This is a genomic window from Variovorax rhizosphaerae, from assembly GCF_037889975.1.
Lineage (GTDB): Bacteria > Pseudomonadota > Gammaproteobacteria > Burkholderiales > Burkholderiaceae_C > Variovorax > Variovorax rhizosphaerae.
Genome location: NZ_JBBKZT010000003.1, coordinates 211812 through 237233, shown reverse-complemented (window position 1 = coordinate 237233; position 25422 = coordinate 211812). Strand labels below are relative to the sequence as shown.

31 protein-coding genes are annotated in these 25422 nt (G+C 64.9%); 25 read left to right on the top strand and 6 right to left on the bottom strand.

Features of this window, described 5'->3' with window-relative positions; all coding sequences use genetic code 11:
• The first annotated feature begins 5 nt into the window (after window positions 1-5).
• From WKW82_RS07740 to hisA, 12 genes are all read left to right on the top strand, one after another.
• Entirely contained in the window at window positions 6-278 is a 273-nt protein-coding gene (locus WKW82_RS07740; RefSeq protein WP_340341686.1) for an STAS domain-containing protein, read from the top strand.
• Between the two features lie 34 nt (window positions 279-312).
• Entirely contained in the window at window positions 313-1260 is a 948-nt protein-coding gene (locus tag WKW82_RS07735) for an ABC transporter ATP-binding protein (protein WP_340341685.1), read from the top strand.
• 61 nt (window positions 1261-1321) lie between these two features.
• Window positions 1322-2086 carry an ABC transporter permease gene (locus WKW82_RS07730; RefSeq protein ID WP_340341684.1) on the top strand — a complete coding sequence of 255 codons (765 nt, stop codon included), beginning with the start codon at window positions 1322-1324 and terminating at the stop codon, window positions 2084-2086.
• A 118-nt stretch (window positions 2087-2204) separates the two neighbouring features.
• On the top strand, window positions 2205-2444 hold the full coding sequence (locus tag WKW82_RS07725) for a BolA family protein (RefSeq protein ID WP_340341683.1): 240 nt from the start codon (window positions 2205-2207) through the stop codon (window positions 2442-2444).
• A 34-nt stretch (window positions 2445-2478) separates the two neighbouring features.
• Complete coding sequence (gene murA, locus WKW82_RS07720) at window positions 2479-3759, top strand: UDP-N-acetylglucosamine 1-carboxyvinyltransferase (RefSeq protein ID WP_340341682.1); 1281 nt, start codon at window positions 2479-2481, stop codon at window positions 3757-3759.
• Complete coding sequence (gene hisG, locus WKW82_RS07715) at window positions 3756-4400, top strand: ATP phosphoribosyltransferase (protein WP_213953147.1); 645 nt, start codon at window positions 3756-3758, stop codon at window positions 4398-4400. The genes murA and hisG overlap by 4 nt, the downstream gene beginning before the upstream one ends.
• Window positions 4401-4404: 4 nt before the next feature.
• On the top strand, window positions 4405-5793 hold the full coding sequence (gene hisD / locus WKW82_RS07710) for a histidinol dehydrogenase (protein WP_340341681.1): 1389 nt from the start codon (window positions 4405-4407) through the stop codon (window positions 5791-5793).
• Between the two features lie 64 nt (window positions 5794-5857).
• Window positions 5858-6247, top strand: coding sequence for a hypothetical protein (locus tag WKW82_RS07705; protein ID WP_340341680.1), 390 nt, complete (start codon window positions 5858-5860; stop codon window positions 6245-6247).
• An 8-nt stretch (window positions 6248-6255) separates the two neighbouring features.
• Window positions 6256-7347, top strand: coding sequence for a histidinol-phosphate transaminase (gene hisC, locus WKW82_RS07700; RefSeq protein WP_340341679.1), 1092 nt, complete (start codon window positions 6256-6258; stop codon window positions 7345-7347).
• Entirely contained in the window at window positions 7344-7973 is a 630-nt protein-coding gene (gene hisB / locus WKW82_RS07695; RefSeq protein WP_340341678.1) for an imidazoleglycerol-phosphate dehydratase HisB, read from the top strand. The genes hisC and hisB overlap by 4 nt, the downstream gene beginning before the upstream one ends.
• Window positions 7974-8025: 52 nt before the next feature.
• The gene (gene hisH, locus WKW82_RS07690; RefSeq protein ID WP_340341677.1) at window positions 8026-8682 is read left to right on the top strand and encodes an imidazole glycerol phosphate synthase subunit HisH; all 657 of its coding nucleotides are present in this window, start codon (window positions 8026-8028) and stop codon (window positions 8680-8682) included.
• 24 nt (window positions 8683-8706) lie between these two features.
• On the top strand, window positions 8707-9453 hold the full coding sequence (gene hisA, locus WKW82_RS07685; RefSeq protein WP_340341676.1) for a 1-(5-phosphoribosyl)-5-[(5-phosphoribosylamino)methylideneamino]imidazole-4-carboxamide isomerase: 747 nt from the start codon (window positions 8707-8709) through the stop codon (window positions 9451-9453).
• Window positions 9454-9542: 89 nt separating this feature from the next.
• On the opposite strand, the gene WKW82_RS07680 is transcribed toward hisA, so the two are convergent.
• From WKW82_RS07680 to WKW82_RS07665, 4 genes are all read right to left on the bottom strand, one after another.
• The gene (locus tag WKW82_RS07680) at window positions 9543-10493 is read right to left on the bottom strand and encodes an amino acid ABC transporter substrate-binding protein (RefSeq protein ID WP_422823438.1); all 951 of its coding nucleotides are present in this window, start codon (window positions 10491-10493) and stop codon (window positions 9543-9545) included.
• Window positions 10494-10495: 2 nt separating this feature from the next.
• Window positions 10496-11803, bottom strand: coding sequence for a dicarboxylate/amino acid:cation symporter (locus tag WKW82_RS07675; protein WP_340341674.1), 1308 nt, complete (start codon window positions 11801-11803; stop codon window positions 10496-10498).
• Between the two features lie 244 nt (window positions 11804-12047).
• Entirely contained in the window at window positions 12048-12965 is a 918-nt protein-coding gene (locus WKW82_RS07670; protein WP_422823437.1) for an amino acid ABC transporter substrate-binding protein, read from the bottom strand.
• Window positions 12966-12982: 17 nt separating this feature from the next.
• Window positions 12983-14290, bottom strand: coding sequence for a dicarboxylate/amino acid:cation symporter (locus tag WKW82_RS07665; RefSeq protein ID WP_340341673.1), 1308 nt, complete (start codon window positions 14288-14290; stop codon window positions 12983-12985).
• Window positions 14291-14490: 200 nt separating this feature from the next.
• Between WKW82_RS07665 and WKW82_RS07660 the strand changes: the two genes are divergently transcribed.
• The 9 genes from WKW82_RS07660 to tatC all read left to right on the top strand — a co-directional run bounded on the left by WKW82_RS07660 (window position 14491) and on the right by tatC (window position 19654).
• Window positions 14491-15321, top strand: a complete 831-nt coding sequence (locus WKW82_RS07660; RefSeq protein ID WP_340341672.1) for a D-hexose-6-phosphate mutarotase — start codon at window positions 14491-14493, stop codon at window positions 15319-15321.
• Between the two features lie 11 nt (window positions 15322-15332).
• On the top strand, window positions 15333-16133 hold the full coding sequence (gene hisF / locus WKW82_RS07655) for an imidazole glycerol phosphate synthase subunit HisF (protein WP_340341671.1): 801 nt from the start codon (window positions 15333-15335) through the stop codon (window positions 16131-16133).
• Window positions 16134-16262: 129 nt separating this feature from the next.
• The gene (hisI, locus tag WKW82_RS07650) at window positions 16263-16652 is read left to right on the top strand and encodes a phosphoribosyl-AMP cyclohydrolase (RefSeq protein WP_340341670.1); all 390 of its coding nucleotides are present in this window, start codon (window positions 16263-16265) and stop codon (window positions 16650-16652) included.
• 8 nt (window positions 16653-16660) lie between these two features.
• The gene (locus WKW82_RS07645) at window positions 16661-17026 is read left to right on the top strand and encodes a phosphoribosyl-ATP diphosphatase (RefSeq protein ID WP_422823436.1); all 366 of its coding nucleotides are present in this window, start codon (window positions 16661-16663) and stop codon (window positions 17024-17026) included.
• 14 nt (window positions 17027-17040) lie between these two features.
• Complete coding sequence (locus WKW82_RS07640; protein ID WP_340341668.1) at window positions 17041-17430, top strand: DUF4870 family protein; 390 nt, start codon at window positions 17041-17043, stop codon at window positions 17428-17430.
• Window positions 17420-17779, top strand: a complete 360-nt coding sequence (locus WKW82_RS07635) for a histidine triad nucleotide-binding protein (RefSeq protein ID WP_213953164.1) — start codon at window positions 17420-17422, stop codon at window positions 17777-17779. Before WKW82_RS07640 ends, WKW82_RS07635 begins: the two co-directional genes overlap by 11 nt.
• Before the next feature lie 320 nt (window positions 17780-18099).
• Window positions 18100-18342, top strand: a complete 243-nt coding sequence (gene tatA / locus WKW82_RS07630; protein ID WP_340341667.1) for a Sec-independent protein translocase subunit TatA — start codon at window positions 18100-18102, stop codon at window positions 18340-18342.
• A gap of 6 nt (window positions 18343-18348) precedes the next feature.
• Complete coding sequence (gene tatB, locus WKW82_RS07625; RefSeq protein ID WP_340341666.1) at window positions 18349-18804, top strand: Sec-independent protein translocase protein TatB; 456 nt, start codon at window positions 18349-18351, stop codon at window positions 18802-18804.
• A gap of 55 nt (window positions 18805-18859) precedes the next feature.
• Window positions 18860-19654: a twin-arginine translocase subunit TatC gene (gene tatC / locus WKW82_RS07620; protein ID WP_340341665.1), complete on the top strand. Its 795-nt coding sequence runs from the start codon at window positions 18860-18862 to the stop codon at window positions 19652-19654.
• 12 nt (window positions 19655-19666) lie between these two features.
• Here tatC and WKW82_RS07615 read toward each other — a convergent pair whose 3' ends face one another.
• On the bottom strand, window positions 19667-20833 hold the full coding sequence (locus tag WKW82_RS07615) for a Do family serine endopeptidase (RefSeq protein ID WP_340341664.1): 1167 nt from the start codon (window positions 20831-20833) through the stop codon (window positions 19667-19669).
• Window positions 20834-20972: 139 nt separating this feature from the next.
• Here WKW82_RS07615 and WKW82_RS07610 point away from each other — a divergent pair, with 139 nt between their 5' ends.
• Window positions 20973-21746 (top strand): Nif3-like dinuclear metal center hexameric protein, encoded by a 774-nt coding sequence (locus WKW82_RS07610; RefSeq protein WP_340341663.1) that lies wholly within the window; start codon window positions 20973-20975, stop codon window positions 21744-21746.
• A complete protein-coding gene (gene pdxA / locus WKW82_RS07605; RefSeq protein WP_340341662.1) occupies window positions 21743-22774 on the top strand; it encodes a 4-hydroxythreonine-4-phosphate dehydrogenase PdxA in 1032 nt (343 codons plus the stop codon). The genes WKW82_RS07610 and pdxA overlap by 4 nt, the downstream gene beginning before the upstream one ends.
• Here the strand turns inward: pdxA and mscL are convergent.
• Entirely contained in the window at window positions 22761-23192 is a 432-nt protein-coding gene (mscL, locus tag WKW82_RS07600) for a large conductance mechanosensitive channel protein MscL (protein ID WP_340341661.1), read from the bottom strand. The genes pdxA and mscL overlap by 14 nt on opposite strands.
• 161 nt (window positions 23193-23353) lie before the next feature.
• Between mscL and petA the strand changes: the two genes are divergently transcribed.
• Complete coding sequence (petA, locus tag WKW82_RS07595) at window positions 23354-23968, top strand: ubiquinol-cytochrome c reductase iron-sulfur subunit (RefSeq protein WP_340341660.1); 615 nt, start codon at window positions 23354-23356, stop codon at window positions 23966-23968.
• Window positions 23969-23982: 14 nt separating this feature from the next.
• Window positions 23983-25419: a cytochrome b gene (locus tag WKW82_RS07590; RefSeq protein WP_340341659.1), complete on the top strand. Its 1437-nt coding sequence runs from the start codon at window positions 23983-23985 to the stop codon at window positions 25417-25419.
• The last annotated feature ends 3 nt before the right edge of the window (window positions 25420-25422 follow it).

Sequence of the window (25422 nt, the reverse complement as noted above, 5' to 3'; positions counted from 1 at the left end):
CGACCATGCTGGTGCTGCCGACCCGCCTCCTGCACGACGACGCCCCGGCCTGCCTGCGCATGCTGCAGCAGGGGCAGGCGGCCACCCATGACTCGGTGACGGTGGTGGACGCCAGCGCGCTGAAGCAGTTCGATTCTTCGGCCATCGCAGTGCTTCTCGAATGCCGCCGCGAGGCCAGCGCGGCAGGGCGCGGCTTTGCGGTGAAGGGCTTGCCGTCCAGGCTGCGCGAGTTGGCCGCGCTGTACGGCGTTGCAGGCCTTTTGCCGGCTGCACCCTGAGAAAACCGGGCGCAGCATAAAATCGTGGGCTCCCATGCCCGCGATCTCGTTCCAATCGGTCTCCAAGACCTATCCCCCCTCACGTCAGCAACGGGCCCAAGGCAAATCGGGCCTGCGCGCGGTCGATGAGGTTTCCTTCCAGATCGAAGAGGGCGAATTCTTCGGCTTGCTCGGTCCCAATGGCGCCGGCAAGACTTCCCTCATCAGCATGCTTGCCGGGCTGTCGCGGCCCACGGCGGGCAGCATCAGCGTGCACGGTTTCGACGTGCAGCGCGACTATGCGCAGGCGCGACGCCAGCTTGGCATCGTGCCGCAGGAGCTGGTGTTCGACCCTTTCTTCAACGTGCGCGAGTCGCTGCGCATCCAGTCGGGCTATTTCGGCATCCGCAACAACGAGGCCTGGATCGACGAGTTGCTGCAAAGCCTCGGGCTGACCAACAAGGCCTCGGCCAACATGCGACAGCTTTCTGGCGGCATGAAGCGGCGTGTGCTGGTGGCGCAGGCCCTGGTGCACAAGCCGCCGGTGATCGTGCTGGACGAGCCTACTGCCGGTGTCGACGTCGAGTTGCGGCAGACGCTGTGGCAGTTCGTCGCCAAGCTCAACAAGCAGGGCAGCACGGTGCTGCTGACCACGCACTACCTGGAAGAAGCCGAGGCGCTGTGCAATCGCATCGCGATGCTGAAGCTGGGCCGCGTGATCGCGCTCGACAGCACCAGTGCCTTGCTGAGCGGCGCGCACAGCAATGTGCTGCGCTTCAAGACCGATGGCGATCTGCCTTGGGCCATCGCGCAACACGCCCGCATCACCGGGCGCATCGTGCAACTGCCGGCGCGCAACGCGCTCGAGGTGGAGCAATTGCTGGCCTCGATCCGCGAAGCCGGCGTGGCGGTGGAAGACGTCGAGATGCGCAAGGCGGATCTGGAAGACGTGTTCATCGACCTGATGGCGGGCGAGCAGACGCCGCTGGAGGTGGCGCGATGAATAACTTCGTGCAGATCTCGCGCCCCGTGAAAGCGCAATTGGCCAGTCTGGAGGCCCTCTGATGATGGCCGTCACGGGTTGGCGCGCGCTGCTCTACAAGGAAACGCTGCGATTCTGGAAGGTCGGCTTCCAGACCGTCGGCGCGCCGGTGCTGACGGCGCTGCTGTACCTCATGGTGTTCGGCCATGTGCTCGAAGGCCGCGTGACGGTGTACGGCACCGTGGGTTACACGGCGTTCCTGGTGCCCGGCCTGGTGATGATGAGCGTGCTGCAGAACGCCTTCGCCAACAGTTCGTCCTCGATCATCCAGAGCAAGATCATGGGCAACCTCGTGTTCGTGCTGCTCACGCCGCTGTCGCATTGGGGCTGGTTCCTGGCCTATGTCGGGTCGTCGATCATCCGGGGGCTGGCGGTGGGCATCGGCGTGTTTGCCGTGACCATGTTCTTCGCGATGCCGGATTTCGTCGCGCCGCTGTGGATCGTCGTCTTCGCCTTCCTGGGCGCCGCGATGCTCGGCACACTGGGCCTCATCGCCGGTCTCTGGGCCGAAAAGTTCGACCAGATGGCGGTGTTCCAGAACTTCCTGATCATGCCGATGACCTTCCTGTCCGGCGTGTTCTATTCGATCGGCTCGCTGCCGCCGTTCTGGCAGAAGGTCAGCCACCTGAATCCGTTCTTCTACATGATCGACGGGTTCCGCTACGGCTTCTTCGGTGTGAGCGATGCGTCGCCGTGGCTGAGCTTCGGGATCGTGGGCACGGCCTGGCTGTTCGTGAGCGCGGTGGCGGTTCACCTGCTGCGCATCGGCTACAAGATTCGTGGCTGAACATGGCGCGCCCCTCGTCGCTGCGCTTTCTGTGCGCAACTCCCATCCTCTCGCTGGGGGCGTACCCGCGCCTCGGATCGGCCGGTAAAGGGGCGCTTTCCATTGAACTCGTATCACCATGACTGCTGAAGAACTCAAAGCCATCATCGCCGCCGGCCTGCCGTGCGAACACCTTTCGCTCGAAGGCGACGGCCGGCATTGGTTCGCGACCATCGTGTCGGCCGAGTTCGAGGGCCAGCGCGCGATCAAGCGACACCAGAAGGTCTACGCCACCCTCGGTGCGAAAATGCACACCGACGAAGTGCATGCGCTCTCGATGAAGACCTACACGCCGGCCGAATGGGCGGCGCAGAAATAGTACCGGGCCCTTTCGGCCACTCCCTGGATTCCTGATGGACAAATTGTTGATTCGCGGCGGGCGCAAGCTCAGCGGCGAGGTGCTGATTTCAGGCGCCAAGAACGCCGCGCTGCCCGAGTTGTGCGCCGCGCTGCTGACCGACGAGCCGGTCACGCTGCACAACGTGCCGCGCCTGCAAGACGTGTCGACCATGCTGAAGTTGCTGCGCAACATGGGCGTGACGGCCGAGCGCGATGACAACGGCACGGTCCGCATCGACGCCGGCCCACTGCACAACCCCGAGGCGCCCTACGAACTGGTCAAGACCATGCGCGCCTCCGTGCTCGCGCTGGGCCCGCTGCTGGCGCGCTTCGGCAGGGCCCGCGTGTCGTTGCCCGGCGGCTGCGCAATCGGCTCGCGTCCGGTGGACCAGCACATCAAGGGCCTGCAGGCCATGGGTGCGGACATCTCGGTCGAACACGGCTACATGGTGGCTGGCGTGCGCGGGGGCGGAAAGCGCCTGCATGGCGCCCGCATCACGACCGACATGGTCACTGTCACCGGCACCGAGAACTTCCTCATGGCCGCCGCGCTGGCCGAAGGCGAGACAGTCCTCGAGAACGCCGCTCAGGAGCCGGAGATCCCCGACCTGGCCGAGATGCTGATCTCGATGGGCGCGAAAATCGAAGGCCATGGCAGCAGCCGAATCCACGTCCAGGGTGTGGAGCGCCTGCACGGCTGCACGCACCGCGTCGTGGCCGACCGCATCGAGGCCGGAACCTTCCTCTGCGCAGTGGCGGCGGCCGGCGGCGACGTGCTGCTGCGCCATGCGCGCGCCGAGCACATGGAAGCCGTGATCGAGAAACTCATCGAAGCCGGTGCGACTGTGACGGCAGTGGAGGGCGGCGTGCGCGTGAAAGCCTCCGGCCGCCTCAAGGCGCAAAGCTTCCGCACCACCGAATACCCGGGCTTCCCGACCGATATGCAGGCGCAGTTCATGGCGCTCAACGCAATCTCGACCGGCACCTCGACGGTGACCGAGACCATCTTCGAGAACCGCTTCATGCACGTCGACGAAATGCTGCGCCTCGGCGCCCGCATCCAGCACGACGGCAAGGTGGCCGTGGTCGAGGGCGTGCAACAGTTGTCGGGCGCAACCGTGATGGCGACCGACCTACGCGCCTCGGCCAGCCTGGTCATCGCCGGCCTGGTGGCCGACGGCGAGACGCTGGTCGACCGCATCTACCACCTCGACCGTGGCTACGACCGCATGGAAGCCAAGCTGCGCGGCATCGGCGCGGAGATCGAGCGCATCAGCGAAAGAGTCACCGCATGACCATCACGATCGCCCTGTCCAAGGGCCGCATCTTCGACGAGACGCTGCCGCTGCTGGCGGCCGCCGGCATCGAGGTCACCGAGGACCCGGAGAAGTCGCGCAAGCTGATCCTGCCGACCTCGCAGCCCGACGTGCGCGTGCTGCTGGTGCGCGCCTCCGACGTGCCGACCTATGTGCAGTGGGGCGGCGCCGACCTGGGCGTGACCGGCCTCGACACCATGATCGAGCACGGCACGGCCGGCCTCTACCTGCCGCTGGACCTCAAGATCGCCGCCTGCCGCATGAGTGTGGCCGCGCGAGAGGATTTCGACTATGCCCACGCGGTGCGCCAGGGCGCGCGCCTGAAGATTGCGACCAAGTTCGTCGCCATCGCGCGCGACCACTTCGCCACCAAGGGCGTGCACGTCGACCTGATCAAGCTCTACGGCAGCATGGAACTCGCGCCGCTCACCGGGCTGGCCGACGCCATCGTCGACATCGTCTCGACCGGCAACACGCTGCGGGCCAATCACCTGGTCGAGGTCGAGCGCATCATGGACATCAGCGCCCGCCTGGTCGTCAACCAGGCCGCGCTCAAGCTCAAGCGCGAGCCGATCCGCCGCATCATCGACGCCTTCGCGTCTGCCATCCAGCCCTCCTGACGCCATGACCCTGACAGCCGCTCCTCTCCGTCTTTCCACGACTTCGGCCAGCTTCGAGGCCGAGTTCAAGGCGCGGCTGCATTGGTCCGCAGATGACGATGCGGCCATCGAGAAGGTGGTCGCCGACGTGCTGGCCGATGTGCAGAAGCGCGGCGACGCAGCGGTGCTCGAGTACACGCGCCGCTTTGACGGCCTCGAGGCAGCGACGGTGGGCGACCTGGAACTCACGCAGGCCGATTTCAAGGAAGCCTTCGACTCCCTGCCGCAGGCGCAGCGCGATGCCTTGCAGGCGGCGGCGGCACGCGTGCGCAGCTACCACGAGGCCCAGAAGAAGGCGAGCGGCGAAAGCTGGACCTACCGCGATGCCGACGGCACGCTGCTGGGCCAGAAGGTGACGCCGCTGGACCGCGTCGGCATCTACGTGCCGGGCGGCAAGGCCGCCTATCCGTCGAGCCTGCTGATGAACGCGATCCCGGCCCACGTGGCCGGCGTCGGCGAGATCATCATGGTCGTGCCGACCCCGGCCAAGGGCAGCGTGGCGACCGGTGGCTCCGGTGCCGCCGCCTCGGCCAAGGGCGAGCGCAACGTGCTGGTGCTGGCCGCCGCCTTCGTGGCCGGCGTGTCGCGCGCCTTCACCATCGGCGGCGCGCAGGCCGTCGCGGCCCTGGCCTACGGCACCGAAACCATTCCCGCCGTCGACAAGATCACCGGCCCTGGAAACGCCTACGTGGCTGCCGCCAAGCGCCGCGTCTTCGGCACCGTGGGCATCGACATGATCGCCGGCCCGAGCGAGATCCTGGTGCTGGCCGACGGCAGCACCCCGCCCGACTGGGTGGCCATGGACCTGTTCAGCCAGGCCGAGCACGACGAGCTGGCGCAGAGCATCCTGCTGTGCCCTGACGCGGCCTACATCGACGCGGTGCAGGCCTCCATCGACAAGCTGCTGCCGCAGATGCCGCGCGCCGACATCATCACTGCCTCGCTCAACGGCCGCGGCGCGCTGATCCAGACGCGCGACATGGAAGAGGCCTGCGCCATCAGCAACCGCATCGCGCCAGAGCATCTGGAAGTCAGCAGCCAGGAGCCGTACCGCTGGGAGCCGTTGCTGAAGCACGCCGGCGCGATCTTCCTCGGCGCCTTCACGAGCGAGAGCCTGGGCGACTACTGCGCGGGCCCGAACCACGTGCTGCCGACCTCGGGTACGGCGCGCTTCTCGTCGCCGCTGGGCGTCTACGACTTCCAGAAGCGTTCCAGCCTGATCGAGGTCAGCGCGCAGGGTGCCAAGGTGCTGGGCCCGATCGCGGCGGAACTGGCCTACGGCGAGGGGCTTCAGGCCCACGCACGCGCGGCCGAAATGCGGCTCGAACTGATTCCACCATCCGCAAGGGAATAGGCGCTACGCATCGTCGCCTTGCCAGCGAAACTGATCCGGCCATCGAGAATCCGATCGAACATTCATGAGCATCTTTGCCCGCGCTTCGCTCGCACGCTGCCGTCCCGCATTTCGCGCGGCCGTCCTGTGGACGCTGCTGGCGGGCGGCGCCGTGACGCATGCCATGTCGATCCGCGAAATGCGCACGCTCGAAGCCACGGAAAAGGACGGCAAGGCCTACGCGGGCTACTACCTCGTCGGCGTGCTCGAAGGGCTGCGCGAGGCGAGTGATGCCGAGCGGCGCAGCGGCCAGAAACCCCTGTTCTGCGTCGAAGGCCGCCGCCTGGAACCGGCCATGGCCCGCTCCCTCTACCAGGGCGAACTCGCCCGCAACGCCGACAGCTACGAGGCGGACATGCCGGTGCAACTGGTCATGTCGAATGCACTGCAAAACAGCTACCGCTGCACCCATTGAACACTGACATGAACGCTCCCCAGACCCACGCCGGCGCGCTCGGCCGCATCCGCGCCGACGTCCAATCCATGCACGCCTATGCCGTGCAGGACGCACGCGGATTGCTCAAGCTCGACGCGATGGAAAACCCCTTCAGCCTGCCGCCCGCGCTGCAGGCCGAGTTGGGCCAGCGTCTCGGCGCGCTCGCACTCAACCGCTACCCCGGGGATCGTGGCAACGACCTCAAGCGCGGACTCGCCGCCCATGCCGGGATGCCCGAAGGTTTCGACCTGATGCTGGGCAATGGCTCCGACGAATTGATCTCCCTGCTGGCCATCGCCTGCGACCTGCCGGGCGCCACCGTCATGGCGCCGGTGCCGGGCTTCGTGATGTACGCGATGAGCGCGCAACTGCAGGGCTTGAAGTTCGTCGGCGTGCCGCTCACGGCCGATTTCGAACTCGACGAAGCTGCCATGCTCGCCGACATCGCGCAGGAAAAGCCGGCCATCGTCTACCTCGCGTACCCCAACAACCCGACCGCCAACCTGTGGGACGAAGCCGTCATCGACCGCATCATCGCGGCGCAAGGCGAGCAGGGCGGCTTGGTCGTCATCGACGAGGCCTACCAGCCATTCGCCGGCAAGAGCTACGTCGGCAAGGCCGCGCAGCACAGCCATGTGCTGCTGATGCGCACGCTGAGCAAATTCGGCCTGGCGGGCGTGCGGCTCGGCTACCTCATGGGGCCGTCGGCGCTCATCGCCGAAATCGACAAGGTGCGCCCGCCCTACAACATCAGCGTGCTCAATTGCGAGTGCGCGCTGTTCGCGCTCGAGCATGCGGATGTGTTCGACTCGCAGGCCGCGCAGATCCGCGAGGAGCGTGCGCGCATCCTGCAGGCGCTCGGCCGCATGGAGGCCGTCAAGCACTGGCCGAGCGACGCCAACATGGTGCTGATCCGCGTGCCCGATGCAGCAAAGACCTTTGACGGAATGAAGGCGCACGGCGTGCTCATCAAGAACGTTTCTAGAATGCACCCCTTGCTGGCCAACTGCCTGCGCTTGACGGTCGGGACATCCGACGAAAATGCGCGGATGATGACAGCGCTCGAAGCATCCTTATGAATACCCCCACGGCACCCGAGGCAGTCGTTGCGGCCGGCGCGCGCACCGCGACCGTCGCCCGCAACACCGCCGAAACAAAAATCACCGTCAGCGTCAATCTGGACGGCAGCGGCAAGGCCAAGCTGTCCACCGGCATCGGCTTCTTCGACCACATGCTCGACCAGATCGCCCGCCACGGCCTGATCGACCTCGACATCGACTGCGAGGGCGACCTGCACATCGACGGCCACCACACGGTCGAGGACGTCGGCATCACGCTGGGCCAGGCGGTCTTCAAGGCGGTTGGCGACAAGAAGGGGATCCGCCGCTACGGCCACGCCTACGTGCCGCTCGACGAGGCGCTGAGCCGAGTGGTGATCGATTTTTCCGGCCGCCCGGGCCTGGAAATGCACGTGCCCTTCACCAGCGGCATGATCGGCACCTTCGACAGCCAGCTCACCTACGAGTTCTTCCAGGGTTTTGCCAACCATGCCCTGGTCACGCTGCACATCGACAACCTCAAGGGTGTGAACGCGCACCACCAGTGCGAAACCGTGTTCAAGGCCTTTGCACGCGCCTTGCGCGGCGCGCTCGAACTCGATCCGCGTTCCGCCGGCGTCATTCCCTCGACCAAGGGCTCCCTCTGAAAGTTTCCAGCTTGTCCGGTTTGCAGCGATCGTCCCGCCTGCGCTTCACGCCATGAATTCAGTCGCAAACACCGTCGCGGTCGTGGACTACGGCATGGGCAACCTGCGCTCCGTTTCGCAGGCCGTGCAGCATGCGGCCGACCAGGTCGGCGTGCAGGTCTTCGTCACGTCGGACCCCGAAGTGGTGCGCAAGGCCACCCGCGTGGTGCTGCCGGGGCAGGGCGCGATGCCGGACTGCATGCGCGAGTTGCGCGATTCGGGCCTGCAGGAGTCGGTGCTCGAAGCGGCTGCCAGCAAGCCGCTGTTCGGCGTCTGCGTCGGCATGCAGATGCTGCTGTCGTCCAGCGACGAAGGCCCGACCGATGGCCTCGGGCTGATCCCGGGCCGCGTCGTCAAGTTCGATCTCGCCGGCCGCACCCAGCCCGACGGCAGCCGCTTCAAGGTGCCCCAGATGGGCTGGAACCAGGTCGTGCAGGCGCAACCGCACCCCGTGTGGGCCGGCGTGCCCGACAACAGCTACTTCTATTTCGTGCACAGTTTCTACGCGCGCCCTGCTGATGCGAAGCACAGCGTCGGCGAAGCCGACTATGGTTCGCGCTTTACGGCGGCCATCGCGCGCGATAATATTTTTGCGACCCAGTTCCACCCTGAAAAGAGTGCCGACCACGGGTTGCAGCTCTACCGCAACTTCCTCCACTGGAACCCCTAAAGCCTCCCTCCGGGTTGCCTTGCCATGCTGCTGATTCCCGCCATCGATCTCAAGGACGGTCACTGTGTTCGCCTCAAGCAGGGCGACATGGACCAGTCCACCATCTTCAGTGAAGACCCGGCCGCGATGGCGCGCAAGTGGCTCGAAGCCGGCGCGCGCCGCTTGCACCTGGTCGACCTGAACGGCGCCTTTGCCGGCAAGCCGCAGAACCACGCCGCCATCCGTTCGATCCTGCGCGCCGTGGGCGACGAAATCCCGGTGCAACTCGGCGGCGGCATCCGCGACCTCGACACCATCGAGCGCTACATCGACGACGGCCTGCGCTACGTGATCATCGGCACCGCCGCGGTCAAGAACCCGGGGTTCCTCAAGGACGCCTGCAGCGCCTTCGGCGGCCACATCATCGTCGGCCTCGATGCCAAGGACGGCAAGGTCGCCACCGATGGCTGGAGCAAGCTCACCGGCCATGAAGTCTCCGACCTCGGCAAGAAGTTCGAAGACTACGGCGTCGAATCGATCATCTACACCGACATCGGTCGCGACGGCATGCTCTCGGGCATCAACATCGAGGCGACGGTGCGCCTGGCGCAAGCGCTGACGATCCCGGTGATCGCGTCGGGCGGCCTGTCGAACATGGCCGACATCGAGATGCTCTGCGCGGTCGAGCCGGACGGCGTCGAAGGCGTGATCTGCGGTCGCGCGATCTATTCGGGCGATCTGGATTTCTCTGCGGCACAGGCGCGCGCCGACGAACTGGCCGACGCGGCCTGAGCGCAGTCCCGTCCCAAGCGCCCAAAAAAAAGGCCCGCAACCGTTGCCGGTGCGGGCCGCGTGTGACAGCGTTCAGGTAGCTTCTTCTTTTATTCCGACTTGACCGCCATGGTCTGCAGGATGGTCTCGAGCTGCGGGCTCATGGCGAGGTCCAGGCTGATGCCCGATGGCAGCTTGCGGAGGAACCAGCGCTTGTACTGGCGCTGGATTTCGCCATCTTGAGCCAACGTCTCGAAAGCCTCGTTGACCACCCGCGCCATCTGCTGGTCGTTCTTGCGATACATCACGCCGTACGGGTCGTACGAGAGAAAGTCGCCCACCACCTGGTAGTCGCTCGGGCCCTTGGTGGCCGCCTTGTCCTCCGCGATCAGGCCGTACAGCAGCACGTCATCGGTCGCGAACGCATCGGCCTTGCCGGCCTTCACCAGTCCGAAGGATTCGGCATGGTCTGCCGACACCACGATGTTGAGGTTGAGCTTGAAGCGTTCCGACAAGTCACGCATGGTCTTCTCGTTGGTGGTGCCCGCGGTCACCGCCACCGCCTTGCCGGCGAGGTCGCGGTAATCTCTCACCGGGGAGCCCTTCTTGACCAGCAGCTTGGTACCGGAGACGAACATCGTGGGCGAGAAGGCCACCCGCTTCTGGCGTTCCAGGTTGCTGGTGGTCGAGCCGCATTCGATGTCGACCTGGCCATTGGCCACTGCATCGATGCGCGATGCCGCCGTCACCGGCGCCCACTTGGTCGCGAGCGTCTTGTGCACCGCTTCGCTCATCGCATCGACCAGCTGCTTGCACAGCTCGATCGAATAGCCGATGGGCTCCTTGCGGTCGTTGAGGTAGGAGAACGGAATCGACGACTCGCGGTAGCCGATGGTCACGGCGCCCGCGTTGCGCACCTTGGCCAGCGTGCCAGCGAGCGGCGCGTCCGACTGCGCCTGGGCGCTGGACATGCCGGCGCCGAGGGCAGCAGCCGCAAACAGCCCCGCGGCCATCGACCCCTTCGCCAGCCTCCATGCCGAGCATGCGAAGTTCATGGTCATGCTCAGGCGTGGGCCGGCTTGGCCGCGGTGGCGGCGGCCTCGGCGTCGAGCAGTTTGGCGTTCGCTGCGGCTTCCGCTTCCGGCAGCAGCTCACCTTCCCACTTGGCGACCACGGCCGTGGCGAGCGAGTTGCCCACCGCATTGGTGGCCGAGCGACCCATGTCGAGGAAGGTGTCCACGCCCAGGATCAGCAACAAGCCGGCCTCGGGAATGTTGAACTGGTTCAGCGTGGCCGCGATCACCACCAGCGAGGCACGCGGCACACCCGCCATGCCCTTCGACGTCAGCATCAGGATCAGCAGCATCGTGATCTGCGTGCCCAGCGACAACTCGATGTTGTAGGCCTGCGCGATGAACAGCACGGCGAAGGTGCAATACATCATCGAGCCATCGAGGTTGAACGAGTAGCCCATCGGCATCACGAAGCTGGAGATCTTGCGCTTGACGCCGAAACGGTCCAGCGCGTCCAGGATCTTTGGATAGGCCGCTTCGGAGCTCGCGGTGGCAAAGGACAGCAGGAAGGCCTCCTTGATCAGCACCAGCAGCTTGAACACGCGTGGGCCGAGGAACAACACACCGGCGCCGATCAGCACTGCCCACAGCACGAACAGGCCGAGGTAGAAGTCACCCATGAACACGGCGAACTTCAACAGGATTTCCAGGCCGTTGACGGACACGGTGGCAGCCATCGCGGCCATCACGGCCAGCGGGGCCAGCTTCATCACGTAGCCGGTGATCTTGAGCATGGCGTGCGCGAGCTCGTCGATGGCATTGATGAGTGTCTTGGCCTTTTCGCCCAGCGAAGCGAGTGCCACGCCGAAGAACATCGAGAAGACGACGATCTGCAGGATCTCGTTGTGGGCCATGGCTTCCGCGAAGGACTTCGGCACCAGGTGGCTGACGAAATCCTTCAGCGTGAACTTGGAGGTTGCCAGGTTGGCCGAGGCGCCGATGTCCGGCAGCGGCAGCCCGAGGTTGACGCCTGGTTTCAGCAGGTTGGCCATGATGAGGCCCAGCACCAGCGAGATCAGCGAGGCGGTCACGAACCAGCCCAGCGCCTTGCCGAACACCCGTCCGACGGAGGATGCGTCGCCCATGTGCGCGATGCCCACCACCAGCGTCGAGAACACCAGGGGCCCGATCAGCATCTTGATCAGCCGCAGGAACACATCCGACATGATCGAGATGTAGCCCGCGATTTCACCGGCAGCCTTCTTGTCCGGAAAGCTCTTGAAAACCATGTAGCCCAGCAATATCCCGACCACCATGGCGATCAGGATCCATATGGCCGCAGGTATCTTTTTCTTCATTCGTCCCCCCTCTATTTGCTTGTAGTAAACCTTGGACGTGACAGTCCGGCAGCGATTTCATGTCAAAACCGTGCCCTCGCCAACAGCGAGCCATGCAAATCATGCCTGCGGTTATGCAGGCCGCAACGAAATGGGGCCCTTGGTGCTACAGCATTCGGGTAAACGACGACGAGCGTTCGTGCCGGAACGCAACGCGGACACGTTCTGGCAAGAGTGCAAACTCGCCGCGCGGAGAGCGCGGCGCTTATTCGGACTTCACCGCCATGGTCTGCAGGATCGTCTCGAGTTGCGGGCTCATCGCCAGGTCCAGGCTGATGCCCGACGGCAGCTTGCGCAGGAACCAGCGCTTGTACTGCCGCTCGATCTCGCCATCCTGCGCCAGCACCTGGAAGGACTCGTTGACCACCTTCGCCATCTGCGGATCGTCCTTGCGGTACATCACGCCATAAGGGTCGTACGAGAGGAAGTCGCCTACCACCTGGTAGTCGCTCGGGCCCTTGGTGGCGGCCTTGTCTTCCGCAATGAAGCCGAAGAGCAGCACATCATCGGTGGCGAACGCATCGGCCTTGCCGGCCTTTACCAGCCCGAAAGACTCGGCATGGTCGCTCGACACGACGATGTTCATGTTGAGCTTGAAACGTGCCGACAGGTCCTTCATCGTCTTCTCATTGGTGGTACCTGCGGTCACCGCCACCGTCTTGCCGGCGAGGTCGCGGTACTCCTTCACCGGCGAGCCCTTCTTCACCAGCAGCTTGGTGCCTGAGACGAAGATCGTCGGCGAGAAAGCCACGCGCTTCTGGCGCTCGAGGTTGCTGGTGGTCGAGCCGCATTCGATATCGACCTGCCCATTGGCCACCGCATCGATGCGCGAGGCAGCGGTCACCGGCACCCACTTGATCTCGAGCGTCTTGTGAACGGCTTCGCCGACCATGTCGACCAGCTGCTTGCACAGCTCGACCGAATAGCCGATGGGTTCCTTGCGGGCGTTGAGATAGGAGAAGGGGATCGACGATTCGCGGTAGCCGATGGTCACGGTGCCCGCGTTGCGCACCTTGGCCAGCGTGCCGGTCAGCTCCGCGTCGCTCTGCGCCTGCGCGTTCGCGAGGCCCAGTCCCCATGCCATCAAGGTCGCGGCGAGCAGCCGCATGCATGCGGTGTTCATGGCTTGTCTCACATGCATCAGGCGTGCACCGGATGCGCCAGCGTCGCGGCGCTTTCGACGTCGAGCTTGCGCGCATTGGCCTCGGCCTCGGCTTCAGGCAGCAACTCACCTTCCCACTTGGCCACCACGGCGGTGGCGATCGAATTGCCGACCGCGTTGGTGGCCGAGCGACCCATGTCGAGGAAGGTGTCCACGCCCAGGATCAGCAAGAGCCCCGCCTCCGGGATGTTGAACTGGTTCAGCGTCGCGGCAATCACCACCAGCGAGGCACGCGGCACACCCGCCATGCCCTTCGACGTCAGCATCAGGATCAGCAGCATCGTGAACTGCGTGCCGAGCGACAGATGGATGTTGTAGGCCTGCGCGATGAACAGCACGGCGAAGGTGCAATACATCATCGAACCGTCGAGGTTGAACGAGTAGCCCATCGGCATCACGAAGCTGGAAATCTTGCGCTTGACGCCGAAGCGGTCGAGCGCATCGAGGATCTTGGGATAGGCCGCTTCAGAACTCGCGGTGGCGAAAGACAGCAGGAAAGCTTCCTTGATCAGCACCAGCAGCTTGAACAAGCGCGGCCCAAGGAACAGGACACCGGCACCGATCAGCACGCCCCACAACACGAACAGGCCGAGGTAGAAATCCATCATGAACACGGCGAACTTCAGGAGGATCTCCAGCCCGTTCACCGCCACCGTCGCCGCCATGGCCGCAAACACCGCCACCGGGGCCAGCTTCATCACGTAGCCCGTGATCTTGAGCATGGCGTGCGACAGTTCGTCGATGGCATTCACCAGCGTCTTCGCCTTGTCCCCCAGCGAAGCCAGCGCCACGCCGAAGAACATCGAGAACACCACGATCTGCAGGATCTCGTTGTTGGCCATCGCCTCGGCGAAGGATTTGGGAACCAGGTGGCTGACGAAATCTTTCAGCGTGAACTTGGAAGTCGCCAGGTTGGCCGACGCGCCGATGTCCGGCAGCGGCAGCCCGAGGTTGACGCCCGGCTGCAGCAGGTTGGCCATGACCAGCCCGATCACCAGGGAGATCAGCGAGGCGGTGATGAACCACCCCAGTGCCTTGCCGAATACCCGGCCGACCGAGGCCGCATCCCCCATGTGCGCGATGCCCACGACGAGCGTGGAAAACACCAGCGGGCCGATCAGCATCTTGATCAGCCGCAGGAACACATCCGACATGATCGAAATGTAGCCTGCGATCTCCGTGGCCGTCTTCTTGTCCGGGAAGCTCTTGAAGATCATGTAGCCGACCAGGATGCCGACCACCATCGCGATCAGGATCGTAATGGCCGGAGGGAACTTCTTTTTCATGCTGCGAACCCCTTCATGGAGATGGAAATTCGGGATGGGTCGCCGGCCGCGATTTCAGGGCGAACCGTACCGGCGGCGACTGCTCGGTATTCAATTCCGCCCTGAAGCATGAAGTCTGCACCGAACGGCCGGGGAGTGCCACCTTTGTCGAGACGTGCGTCCTCGCGGGACTTGCCCGAGGCCTCCATAGAATCGGAAGCATGCCGATCCAATCCCTCCAGTTCCGTGGCCAGCCCGCGTTGGCGCTCGACCTGCCCGCCGGCGACCGCGTCGTCGTTGCGGTGCACGGCGCACACCTGCTTTCGTGGACCACCGCCGATGGCGTGGAGCGCATCTACCTGAGCTCGGAGGCGCTGTTCGACGGCAAGGCAGCCATCCGCGGCGGCATCCCGGTCTGCTGGCCCCAGTTCAACGTGCGCGGGACGCTGCCCAAGCATGGCTTCGCCCGCAACCTGCCCTGGCAGGCGATGCCGTCCAGCGACGGGCAACTGGTGATGTCGCTGCGCGACGACGACGCCACCCGCGCCCTCTGGCCACACGCTTTCAGCCTCCAGCTCACGGTGGCGCTCGCGCCGCGGCAACTGCGCGTCACGCTCGATGTGGCCAACACCGATGCGGCGCCTATCAGCTTCGCGCTGGCGCTGCACAGCTACCTGCAGGTCGACGACATCGCGCATGCCCGTCTCGAGGGGCTTCAGGGCGCTCCATGCTGGGATTCCTTGCGCGACGAGCGCTACGCCGAGCCGGCGCAAGCCCTGCACTTCACCGCCGAATTCGACAACGTCTACGGCGCCCCGTCCGCACCGCTGAAACTCGTCCAGCCCTCGGGCACGCTGCAGATCGCCCAGAGCGCCACCTGCACTGAAACCGTGGTCTGGAACCCCGGCCCCGTCCTCAGCGCCAAGCTGGCCGACATGCCCGACGACGGCTACCGCCACATGCTGTGCGTGGAAGCGGCCCGTATCGACGACAACATCACCCTCCCGCCCGGCGCCCAATGGCAGGCGTGGCAGGAACTCACCGTCCTCTGAAACCCCGATCCATGCTTGCCAAACGCATCATTCCCTGCCTCGACGTGACCGGCGGCCGCGTCGTGAAGGGCGTCAACTTCCTCGAACTGCGCGACGCCGGTGACCCGGTCGAGATCGCGGCGCGCTACAACGCGCAGGGCGCCGACGAGCTGACCTTCCTCGATATCACCGCCACCAGCGACGGCCGCGACCTGATCCTGCCAATCATCGAGGCCGTGGCCTCGCAAGTCTTCATTCCGCTGACGGTGGGCGGCGGCGTGCGCACCGTGGCCGATGTGCGCCGCCTGCTCAACGCGGGCGCCGACAAGACCAGTTTCAACTCGGCCGCCATCGCCGATCCGAGCGTCATCGATGCCGCCTCGCACAAATACGGCGCCCAATGCATCGTGGTCGCGATCGACGCCAAGCGCCGCACCGCCGAGGATGAAGTCCGCATCGGTACTGACGGCAAGGCGGCCGGCCCGGGCTGGGATGTCTACAGCCACGGCGGCCGCAAGAACACCGGCCTGGACGCCGTTCGATGGGCCGCCGAGATGGCGCGCCGCGGTGCCGGCGAGATCCTGCTGACCAGCATGGACCGCGACGGCACCAAGAGCGGCTTCGACCTCGCCCTGACCCGCGCCGTCAGCGACGCGGTCGGCGTGCCGGTGATCGCGTCCGGCGGGGTCGGCAACCTCGACCACCTGGCCGACGGCGTGCAGCAGGGCGGTGCCGATGCCGTGCTGGCGGCCAGCATCTTCCACTATGGCGAGCACACCGTCGGCGAGGCCAAGCAGCGCATGGCGGCGCGCGGCATTCCCGTCCGGATTTGACTCGGCCCTGGCTCGTTTGCCTCATGTGCCACACCCACCGTCCCTGCGGGCCAGCGCCCATGGCCTGCGCGCGGGATGCACGGCATCCCGCCAAAAATTCAGCCTTTTCCAATCACCGACAATCCGCTGATGAATTGGCTTGATCAAGTGAAATGGGACGCGAACGGCCTGGTGCCGGTGATCGCACAGGAGCAGGGCAGCAACGACGTGCTGATGTTCGCCTGGATGAATCGCGAGGCGCTCGGCAAGACGGCGGAACTGGGCCGCGCCGTGTACTTCAGCCGCTCCCGCAACAAGCTCTGGTTCAAGGGCGAGGAGTCCGGCCATGTGCAGGCCGTGCACGAGATCCGGGTCGACTGCGACAACGACGTGGTGCTGCTGAAGGTCACCCAACTCGGCCACGAGCCCGGCATTGCCTGCCACACCGGCCGCCACAGCTGCTTCTTCAGCAAGCTCCAGGACGGCCAGTGGTCAGCCGTGGAGCCGGTCTTGAAGGACCCGGAATCGATCTACAAGTGATGGACAGCATGAACACCGACGCACTGGACCGCCTCGCCGCCGTCATCGAAAGCCGCCTTCCCGCGCGCGGCGGTGACCCGGACAAGAGCTATGTGGCCCGTCTCTTGCACCGGGGGCCGGACTCTTTCCTTAAAAAGATCGGCGAGGAAGCCACAGAGGTTGTCATGGCGGCCAAAGATGCCGACCATGGCGGCGATCGCGCAAAAATAGTGAACGAAGTGGCTGACTTGTGGTTCCACAGCATGGTGGCGCTGGCGCACTATGGCCTGTCGCCACGTGAGGTCGTTGCTGAGCTGATGCGCCGCGAAGGCACCAGCGGCATCGAGGAAAAGGCCCTGCGCAAGGCGCAGGATCGGGAAGCGTCCAACGATTGAACAAAGGACACGCCATGACGAACGACATCGTGCCAGTCCCCGCCAACGATTCGCTCAAGACGATCGGCTGGATCAGCTATTTCATGCATTTGATCGTCGCCGTCGGCGCGGTGCTGCCGGGGGCGCAGGCATCGATCGCGCTGCTGCTGATCGCCTTGATCATCGACTTGGTCAAGCGCGACGAAGCAGTCGGTAGCTGGCAGGAATCGCACTTTGCCTGGCGGATTCGCTCGGTGCTGTGGGCCGGACTCGCCTACCTGCTGACAGCGCCGCTCTGGCTGTTGCTGCTGGTGCCCGGCTGGATCGCCTGGGCACTGATTTCGCTTTGGTTCCTGTACCGCATCATCAAGGGCATGGTGCGCATGAACGCCGGCCAACCCATGGAGACAACGAGTGTCGTCTGATCCCAATTGCATCTTCTGCAAAATCATCGAAGGCAAGATCCCGTCGCGCAAGATGTACGAAGACGACGACCTGTTCGGCTTCCATGACATCGCGCCGTGGGCGCCCGTCCATTTCATGCTGGTGCCCAAGCGCCACATCCCTTCGATGGCGCAACTGACGCCGGAAGATTCCGCTCTGATGGGCAAGATCATGACCCTCGCTCCCAAGCTCGCGGTCGAGGCGGGGTGCAATCCGTATCCAAAGGGCGGTTTCCGCGTGGTGGTGAACACCGGTGCGGAGGGCGGGCAGGAGGTGCATCATCTCCATGTTCACGTCATGGGCGGCCCCCGCCCCTGGCTCAGAGGCTGATGAAATGGGCTACCCCCGATGCGCCTTCGGCGCTCCGGGCGGCCACCAGAGGTGGCTGCTCTTGCGGGCCGTCCAAGCCTGCGCAGGCAGGCTTGGAGCCGCGGCCCTCAGCCCCTCAAGGGGGCGCACCCCGCGGCCCGGCACAGCCGGTTGCGCGGGTGCCCGCGAAGGGGCATCGCCTTGGTCGCTTTGGTGTCATGCGTTGCAGAGGGCCGGCGTCATGAGGAACCTGAGATCATGTCCCTCGATCCGTCCAGGCGGTGCGGCGGCCACGGTGGCGCAAGCCGCTTAAAATTTGAAACAATTTTCAGGAGTCATCCATGGGTTCTTTTTCTATCTGGCACTGGCTGATCGTGCTATTGATCGTCGTGATGGTGTTCGGCACCAAGAAGCTGCGCAACATGGGCAGCGACCTCGGGGGCGCCGTCAAGGGTTTCAAGGACGGCATGAAGGACGGTTCCGCCACTGACGCGGCCGGCGCAACGCCCCCCGCGCAAGTGACGGCCAACGCCGCCGCTGCAGACAAGCCGACGATCGACGTCGAAGCCCGTCAAAAGTCCTGACACCGCGTGCTCGACCTCGGCATCGAAAAGATGGCGCTGATCGGCGTGGTGGCGCTGATCGTCATCGGACCTGAAAAGCTGCCGCGCGTGGCACGCACTGTCGGCACCTTGCTCGGCAAGGCGCAGCGCTATGTCAATGACGTCAAGCAGGAGGTCAACCGCTCGATGGAGCTGGATGAACTCCGCAAGATGAAGAGCACCGTCGAGGACGCCGCGCGCGAGGTGGAGCACAGCATCCACAGCGAGGCGAACGCGATCGAGAAGAGTTTCAAGGACATCGAGAGCGAATCGGCGTCGTCCGAAGTCACGCCGGTCTTCCCCGAATACAAGCATCCACGCAAGAACTGGCGCCTGAAGCAGGGCGCCACGCCGCAGTGGTACAAGTCGCGCAACGGCGTGCGCACCAAGGCGCTCTCCGGCGCGGCGCGCGTGGCGCGTTTCCGCCCGCACAAGATCAACTGAGTCCCTCCCGCGCCCGCGCGCGCCGGACTCCGCACCGGTCAATGCACCTTTCCCAATGGCCGAACCCACGAACAACAAAGAAGACGAACTCGCAGGCACCGAACAGCCGTTCGTGCAGCACCTGGTCGAGCTTCGCGACCGCCTCCTCTATTGCTGCTATGGCCTGGCCGTCGCGGCGGGATTGCTGGCCATCTGGCCTGGCCCGAGCGGGCTGATCGACTTCATCGCGGTCCCGATCCGCGCCCACATGCCCGAGGGGGCGAAGCTCATCGCCATCGGTGTGTTCTCGCCCTTCTTCGTGCCGCTCAAGGTGCTGGGCATGACGGCGGTGCTGCTGGCGCTGCCCTGGCTCATGTACCAGATCTGGATGTTCGTGGCGCCGGGACTCTACAGCCATGAAAAGCGCTTTGCCTTGCCCCTGATCTGCTTCGGCAGCCTGCTGGCCTATATAGGCATTGCGTTCGTGCAGTTCTTCGTGCTGGACAAGATGTTCACCTTCATCCAGCGCTTTGCCCCACCGTCGGTGCAGGCCACGCCGGACATCGCGTCGTACGTGGAGGCCATCCTGTCGCTCTACATCGCCTTCGGCGTGGCGTTCCAGGTGCCGATCGTGGTCATGCTGCTGGTGCGCTTCGAGATGGTCACGGTCGAGAAGCTGCGCTCGTTTCGCGGCTACTTCATCGTCATCGCCTTCGTCGTGGCGGCCGTGCTGACACCGCCCGACGTGGTGTCGCAACTGGCGCTGGCCATCCCGATGTGCCTGCTCTACGAAGTCGGCATCGTCGGCGCCAAGTACTTCGTGCGGCATTCCAAGGCGCCCGACGAGAGCGCCGACACGCCGACGCCCTGATTCGCTTCCTGGCTATTCCTGTTCCCGCTGCTGCGGAACGCGGCGCGGCGAGGTTTTGGGCCGTTGGCCAGATGTCACGTCGAGTTCCAGCTTGTCGCTGCCGCGCTGCAGCGCAAATCGCGCCGCGGTGCCGGGCTTGAGTCCGGCCACGGCGGTCAGCAGTTCCTGCACGTTGTCGACCTTCTTCTCGCCCACGCCGGTGATCACGTCGCCGGGCCGGATGCCGGCCCTGGCCGCCGGGCCGGCCTGCAGCACGCCGGTGATGATCACGCCCTTGGAGGCCTTCACACCAAAAGTTTCCGCCAGTTCCGGGGAGAGTTCGTTCGGCTCCACGCCGATCCAGCCGCGCGTGACTTTGCCGTCGCGCACGATGTCTTCCAGCACCAGCTTGGCGGTGGAGACCGGAATCGCGAATCCGATCCCCATGCTGCCGCCGGAGCGCGAATAGATCGCCGTGTTGATGCCTTCCAGGTTGCCGGCAACGTCCACCAACGCGCCGCCCGAATTGCCGGGGTTGATGGCTGCATCGGTCTGGATGAAGTTCTCGAAGGTGTTGATGCCGAGTTGATTGCGCCCGAGCGCGGAGACGATGCCGCTCGTCACCGTCTGCCCGACGCCGAAGGGGTTGCCGATCGCCAGCACCTGGTCGCCGACCTGGAGCGCGTCGGAATTGCCGAGGACGATGACGGGGAGTTTGTCCAGGTCGACCTTCAGCACCGCGAGGTCGGTGTCCGGATCGGTGCCGACCACCTTGGCGGGAACGTGCCGGCTGTCGTTGAGCGTGACCTCGATTTCGTCGGCCCCCTCCACGACATGGTTATTGGTGAGGATGTAGCCATCGCCGCTGACGATCACGCCGCTGCCGAGCCCCACTTGCGGCTGTTCCTCGCCCTGGTCGCCGAAGAAAAATCGGAACCACGGATCGTTGCTGCGCGGGTTGCGCTGGGCCGCCTTGCTGGTGTTGATGCTCACCACGGCCGGGGACGCCTTCTTCGCGGCGGCGCTGAGGCTGCCGGGCGAAACGGCCTGGGCCAGCCCCGCGGGCGCCTCGATCACGGAAACCTGCCCGCCCAGCGAGGCGCGTCGGTTCAGCCACTCGGGCTTGAGCGTGGCGACAACGAAATAGGCCGCCAGCAGGACGGTCACGGTTTGGGCAAAGAGCAGCCAGGTGCGTTTCATTGAAAAGCAGGGACGGTGAGGTTGTGCAAGGGTGGCCGGCATCGCCGGCACACGTATCCGGCATTGTCCCCCAACAGCCTTCGTGCGATGACCTGCCGGGCGGCTGCACCTCGGGCCAAGACGGGGCCACAATCGCGGCATGAGCACCACTCGCCACGAACTGTTGCACGCGCTGGACATCTTGCTGGCGCCGAGTCGTTTCAAGGACTACGCGCCGAACGGCCTGCAAGTGGAAGGACGCACCACCGTGCGCAAGATCGTCTCCGGCGTCACCGCGAGCCGCGCGCTGATCGAGGCGGCGATCCATGCGGACGCCGACGCGATCTTCGTGCACCACGGCTTGTTCTGGCGCGGCCAGGACGGCCGCGTGACCGGCTGGATGCGGCAGCGGCTCGGCCTGCTGCTGGGGGACGACGTCAACCTGTTCGCCTACCACCTGCCGCTCGACGCGCATCCGGAACTGGGCAACAACGCGCAACTCGGGCTGCAACTCGGATTGATCGCGCACGCCGGGTCGGCGGGTCGCTTTGGCGAGCAGGATCTCGGGTTCCTCGGCGGACGCATCGATGGCGAAGGATTCTCGAGCGCCACGGCCTTGTCGCTGCACATCGAGAAAGTGCTCAAGCGGCCGGTGGCGCTGGTCGATCCGACGCACCGCCCTATCAAGAACATCGCCTGGTGCACCGGGGGCGCCCAGAGCTACTTCGAAGCTGCCATCGCCGCCGGCGCCGACGCCTTCATCACCGGCGAGATCTCGGAACCGCAGGCGCACTACGCGCGCGAGATGGGCGTCGCGTACCTGGCCTGCGGACACCACGCGACCGAACGCTTCGGCGCGCCGGCAGTCGCCGCGCACGTGGCCGCCACGCTCGGCCTGAAGCACGAGTTCATCGACATCGACAACCCCGCGTGAAGCCCATCGCCATCACCCAGGGCGACCCGGCCGGCATCGGGCCGGAGATCATTGCGAAGGCATTTCGCGACGAGCCCGAACTCACGCGCGCCTGTTTTGTGGTGGGCGACCTGGCCACGATACGGCAGGCGAGCCAGTCGCTCGAGGCATTGGGTCGTCCCCCCATGCCGGTGGCGCTCATCCAATCCATCGAAGAAGCCGACAACACGCCGCCGCGCTGCATCCCGGTGCTGCAGGCCATCGCGCCGCTGCCGGGCGTCGTGCCGGGCCAGATCAGTGCTGAAGCGGGCCGTGCGGCCGGCGATGCGGTCGTGTGGGCCGCGCGCGCTGCGTTGCGTCGCGATGTTGCCGCGATTGTCACGGCGCCGCTTCACAAGGAATCACTGCACGCAGCCGGTTTCGCGTTCCCCGGCCATACCGAGTTGCTGCAGGCCGAAGCGGCCGCGCACCTGGGTCGCCCGGTGGCGGACGTCCCCGTGCGCATGATGCTGGCCAACGACGAATTGCGCACCGTGCTGGTCAGCATCCACATGTCATTGCGCGAGGCGATCAATGCCGTGGACTTCGATGCTGTGCTCCAGACCTTGCGCATCACGCACGCAGCCCTCAGCGCCGCGCTGGGAAAGGGTCCCCGGATCGCAGTGGCCGGTCTCAACCCCCATGCAGGGGAGGGCGGCCTCTTCGGATCGGAAGAAAGAGAGATCATCGGACCCGCCATCGCGGCGGCCTGTGCCGAGGGCATCGATGCCCATGGCCCCTACGCTCCCGACACCGTCTTCATGCGCGCGCGCACCGGTGAGTTCGATGTCGTGATCGCGATGTACCACGACCAGGGCCTGATCCCGGTGAAGTACCTCGGTGTGGAGCAGGGCGTGAACGTGACGCTGGGGTTGCCGCTGGTGCGCACCAGCCCCGATCACGGTACCGCCTTCGATATTGCCGGCAAGGGCATCGCAGATCCTGCCAGTCTGCTCGCGGCCATTCGCATGGCGCGAGTGCTGGCTTCCGCCCCGATCACCGACGGTTGAGGCTGTCGCGGATTTCGCGCAGCAGCACGATGTCCTCGGCCGGTGCTGCGGGTGCTTCGGGCGCGGCCTCTTCGGTGTTCCGCAAGCGATTGATCTGCTTGACCATCATGAAGATGATGAAGGCCAGGATGACGAAGTTCACCGCGATGGTGATGAAGTTGCCGTATGCCAGCACCGGCACGCCAGCCTTCTTCAGGTCGGCCAGCGTATTGGCCACGCCTGCCGGCGGCGTGCCGAGCACGACATAGAGATTGGAGAAATCCAGCTTGCCGAACACCATGCCCACCAACGGCATGATGATGTCCGCGACGAGCGAGTCGACAATCTTTCCGAAGGCACCGCCAATGATCACGCCAACGGCCAGATCAATGACATTTCCCTTCACCGCGAACTCGCGGAATTCCTTCAAAACGCTCATGTGGACTGTCCTCTCTACTGGTTGTTGAAACTGGCCGAATACTAGGCGCAATGCGGCGCGCGCACCACCCACTCAACGCTTTTGCATCGTTGAATCGGCCTCTAACGCTCCGCTACAATCCCGGGTTGACCGAAGCATCCCGCGAAGATTTGAGGACCCCCATGAGTGACATCCCCGTCGGCAGCCCCAGGGTCGACACCAGCAAGCGGACATGGTTGATCGCATCCGGCTGCGCAGGCGCCGTGGGCGGCGTGGCCACTGCAATTCCGTTCGTCAGCACCTTCGAACCCTCGGAAAAGGCCAAGGCCGCCGGTGCTCCGGTCGAAGTCGACATCGGTGCCCTGAAGGTCGGCGAGAAGATGACCGTCGAATGGCGTGGCAAGCCGGTCTGGATCCTCAAGCGCACCCCCGCCCAGGTCGCCGAGTTGCCGAAGCTCGATGGCCAATTGGCTGACCCTCAATCCAAGCGTCATCCCGACGAGTTCACGCCCAAGTACGCGCAGAACGAGCACCGTTCGATCAAGCCTGAAGTGCTGGTCGTGGTCGGTATCTGCACCCACCTCGGTTGCTCCCCGGTCGACCGCCTGCAGGCCGGCCCGCAACCTTCGCTACCCAATGACTGGGAAGGCGGTTTCCTGTGCCCCTGCCATGGCTCGACCTTCGACCTGGCCGGCCGTGTGTTCAAGAACAAGCCTGCGCCCGACAACCTGCCGGTGCCGCCGCACATGTATCTCTCGGACACGCGCCTGCTGATCGGCGAAGACAAGAAAGCCTGAGGCACAAGAAGAACATGGCTGAATTCAAGGAAATCTCCCCCAACGCCCCGGGCAGCGCCAAGCTCCTCAACTGGGTCGACAATCGCTTTCCCCTGACCAAGCTCTGGAACGACCAGTGGGGCCAGTACTACGCGCCGAAGAACTTCAACTTCTGGTACATCTTCGGCTCGCTCGCGATGCTGGTCCTCGTGATCCAGATCGTGACCGGCATCTTCCTGGTGATGCACTACAAGCCCGATGCGGCGCAGGCGTTCGCCTCGGTCGAGTACATCATGCGCGACGTGCCCTGGGGCTGGCTGATCCGCTACATCCACTCGACGGGTGCATCGGCCTTCTTCATCGTCGTGTACCTTCACATGTTCCGCGGGCTCATGTACGGCAGCTATCGCAAGCCGCGCGAACTGATCTGGGTGTTCGGCTGCGCGATCTTCCTGTGCCTGATGGCCGAGGCCTTCATGGGCTACCTGTTGCCCTGGGGTCAGATGAGCTACTGGGGCGCGCAGGTGATCGTGAACCTGTTCGCCGCCGTGCCTTTCGTGGGTCCTGACCTGGCCCTGCTGATCCGTGGCGACTACGTCGTGAGCGACGCCACGCTGAACCGCTTCTTCAGCTTCCACGTCATCGCCGTGCCGTTGGTGCTGCTGGGCCTGGTCGTGGCGCACTTGATCGCCCTGCATGAAGTCGGCTCCAACAACCCCGACGGCATCGAGATCAAGGCCAAGCGTGGTGCCGATGGTCATCCGCTCGACGGCATCCCCTCGCATCCGTACTACACGGTGCACGACATCTTCGGCGTGGTGGTGTTCCTGACCGTGTTCTCGGCAGTGATCTTCTTCGCGCCAGAGGCTGGCGGCTACTTCCTGGAGTACAACAACTTCATCCCGGCCGACTCGCTGAAGACGCCGAATCACATTGCGCCAGTCTGGTACTTCACACCCTTCTATTCGATGCTGCGTGCGACCACCGATGACATGATCAAGGTGTTCTCGCTGATCGTGGCGCTTGCAGCGGTCTATGCGTTCGTCAAGGGCAAGATGGGCATGGGCCTGAAGATCGCGACCGCCGTGGTCGCGGTGGTTGCCATCTACCTGCTCAACGTCTTCGATGCCAAGTTCTGGGGCGTCGTTGTGATGGGCGGCTCGGTCATCATCCTGTTCTTCCTGCCCTGGCTGGACAAGAGCGCGGTCAAGTCGATCCGCTACCGCCCAAGCTGGCACAAGTATGTGTATGGCGCCTTCGTGTTCTTCTTCCTGATCCTGGGCTACCTGGGGATCAAGGCGCCGGGTGTCTGGGGAACCTTGCCGCCGTGGCTGTTCTCGCTCGACATCGCGCAGACCATCTCGCAGATCGGCACGCTCCTGTACTTCGGCTTCTTCCTGTTGATGCCGGTGTGGAGTCGCCTGGGTGAATTCAAGCCTGTACCCGACCGCGTGGTCTTTCACGCGCACTGAGGC

Bases quoted from the DNA above. Each gene is read 5' to 3' on its own strand.
- WKW82_RS07670 (WP_422823437.1), bottom strand. From the start codon at position 12,965: ATGAACACCGCATGCATGCGGCTGCTCGCCGCGACCTTGATGGCATGG.
- WKW82_RS07645 (WP_422823436.1), top strand. From the start codon at position 16,661: ATGAACACCGACGCACTGGACCGCCTCGCCGCCGTCATCGAAAGCCGC.
- hisI (WP_340341670.1), top strand. From the start codon at position 16,263: ATGAATTGGCTTGATCAAGTGAAATGGGACGCGAACGGCCTGGTGCCG.
- hisC (WP_340341679.1), top strand. From the start codon at position 6,256: ATGAACGCTCCCCAGACCCACGCCGGCGCGCTCGGCCGCATCCGCGCC.
- WKW82_RS07615 (WP_340341664.1), bottom strand. From the start codon at position 20,833: ATGAAACGCACCTGGCTGCTCTTTGCCCAAACCGTGACCGTCCTGCTG.
- WKW82_RS07705 (WP_340341680.1), top strand. From the start codon at position 5,858: ATGAGCATCTTTGCCCGCGCTTCGCTCGCACGCTGCCGTCCCGCATTT.
- tatC (WP_340341665.1), top strand. From the start codon at position 18,860: ATGGCCGAACCCACGAACAACAAAGAAGACGAACTCGCAGGCACCGAA.
- hisH (WP_340341677.1), top strand. From the start codon at position 8,026: ATGAATTCAGTCGCAAACACCGTCGCGGTCGTGGACTACGGCATGGGC.
- tatA (WP_340341667.1), top strand. From the start codon at position 18,100: ATGGGTTCTTTTTCTATCTGGCACTGGCTGATCGTGCTATTGATCGTC.
- petA (WP_340341660.1), top strand. From the start codon at position 23,354: ATGAGTGACATCCCCGTCGGCAGCCCCAGGGTCGACACCAGCAAGCGG.
- murA (WP_340341682.1), top strand. From the start codon at position 2,479: ATGGACAAATTGTTGATTCGCGGCGGGCGCAAGCTCAGCGGCGAGGTG.
- WKW82_RS07640 (WP_340341668.1), top strand. From the start codon at position 17,041: ATGACGAACGACATCGTGCCAGTCCCCGCCAACGATTCGCTCAAGACG.
- WKW82_RS07590 (WP_340341659.1), top strand. From the start codon at position 23,983: ATGGCTGAATTCAAGGAAATCTCCCCCAACGCCCCGGGCAGCGCCAAG.
- hisG (WP_213953147.1), top strand. From the start codon at position 3,756: ATGACCATCACGATCGCCCTGTCCAAGGGCCGCATCTTCGACGAGACG.
- WKW82_RS07665 (WP_340341673.1), bottom strand. From the start codon at position 14,290: ATGAAAAAGAAGTTCCCTCCGGCCATTACGATCCTGATCGCGATGGTG.
- WKW82_RS07735 (WP_340341685.1), top strand. From the start codon at position 313: ATGCCCGCGATCTCGTTCCAATCGGTCTCCAAGACCTATCCCCCCTCA.
- hisB (WP_340341678.1), top strand. From the start codon at position 7,344: ATGAATACCCCCACGGCACCCGAGGCAGTCGTTGCGGCCGGCGCGCGC.
- WKW82_RS07610 (WP_340341663.1), top strand. From the start codon at position 20,973: ATGAGCACCACTCGCCACGAACTGTTGCACGCGCTGGACATCTTGCTG.
- WKW82_RS07660 (WP_340341672.1), top strand. From the start codon at position 14,491: ATGCCGATCCAATCCCTCCAGTTCCGTGGCCAGCCCGCGTTGGCGCTC.
- mscL (WP_340341661.1), bottom strand. From the start codon at position 23,192: ATGAGCGTTTTGAAGGAATTCCGCGAGTTCGCGGTGAAGGGAAATGTC.
- hisA (WP_340341676.1), top strand. From the start codon at position 8,707: ATGCTGCTGATTCCCGCCATCGATCTCAAGGACGGTCACTGTGTTCGC.
- WKW82_RS07740 (WP_340341686.1), top strand. From the start codon at position 6: ATGCTGGTGCTGCCGACCCGCCTCCTGCACGACGACGCCCCGGCCTGC.
- hisD (WP_340341681.1), top strand. From the start codon at position 4,405: ATGACCCTGACAGCCGCTCCTCTCCGTCTTTCCACGACTTCGGCCAGC.
- WKW82_RS07725 (WP_340341683.1), top strand. From the start codon at position 2,205: ATGACTGCTGAAGAACTCAAAGCCATCATCGCCGCCGGCCTGCCGTGC.
- WKW82_RS07675 (WP_340341674.1), bottom strand. From the start codon at position 11,803: ATGAAGAAAAAGATACCTGCGGCCATATGGATCCTGATCGCCATGGTG.
- WKW82_RS07680 (WP_422823438.1), bottom strand. From the start codon at position 10,493: ATGACCATGAACTTCGCATGCTCGGCATGGAGGCTGGCGAAGGGGTCG.
- hisF (WP_340341671.1), top strand. From the start codon at position 15,333: ATGCTTGCCAAACGCATCATTCCCTGCCTCGACGTGACCGGCGGCCGC.
- WKW82_RS07730 (WP_340341684.1), top strand. From the start codon at position 1,322: ATGATGGCCGTCACGGGTTGGCGCGCGCTGCTCTACAAGGAAACGCTG.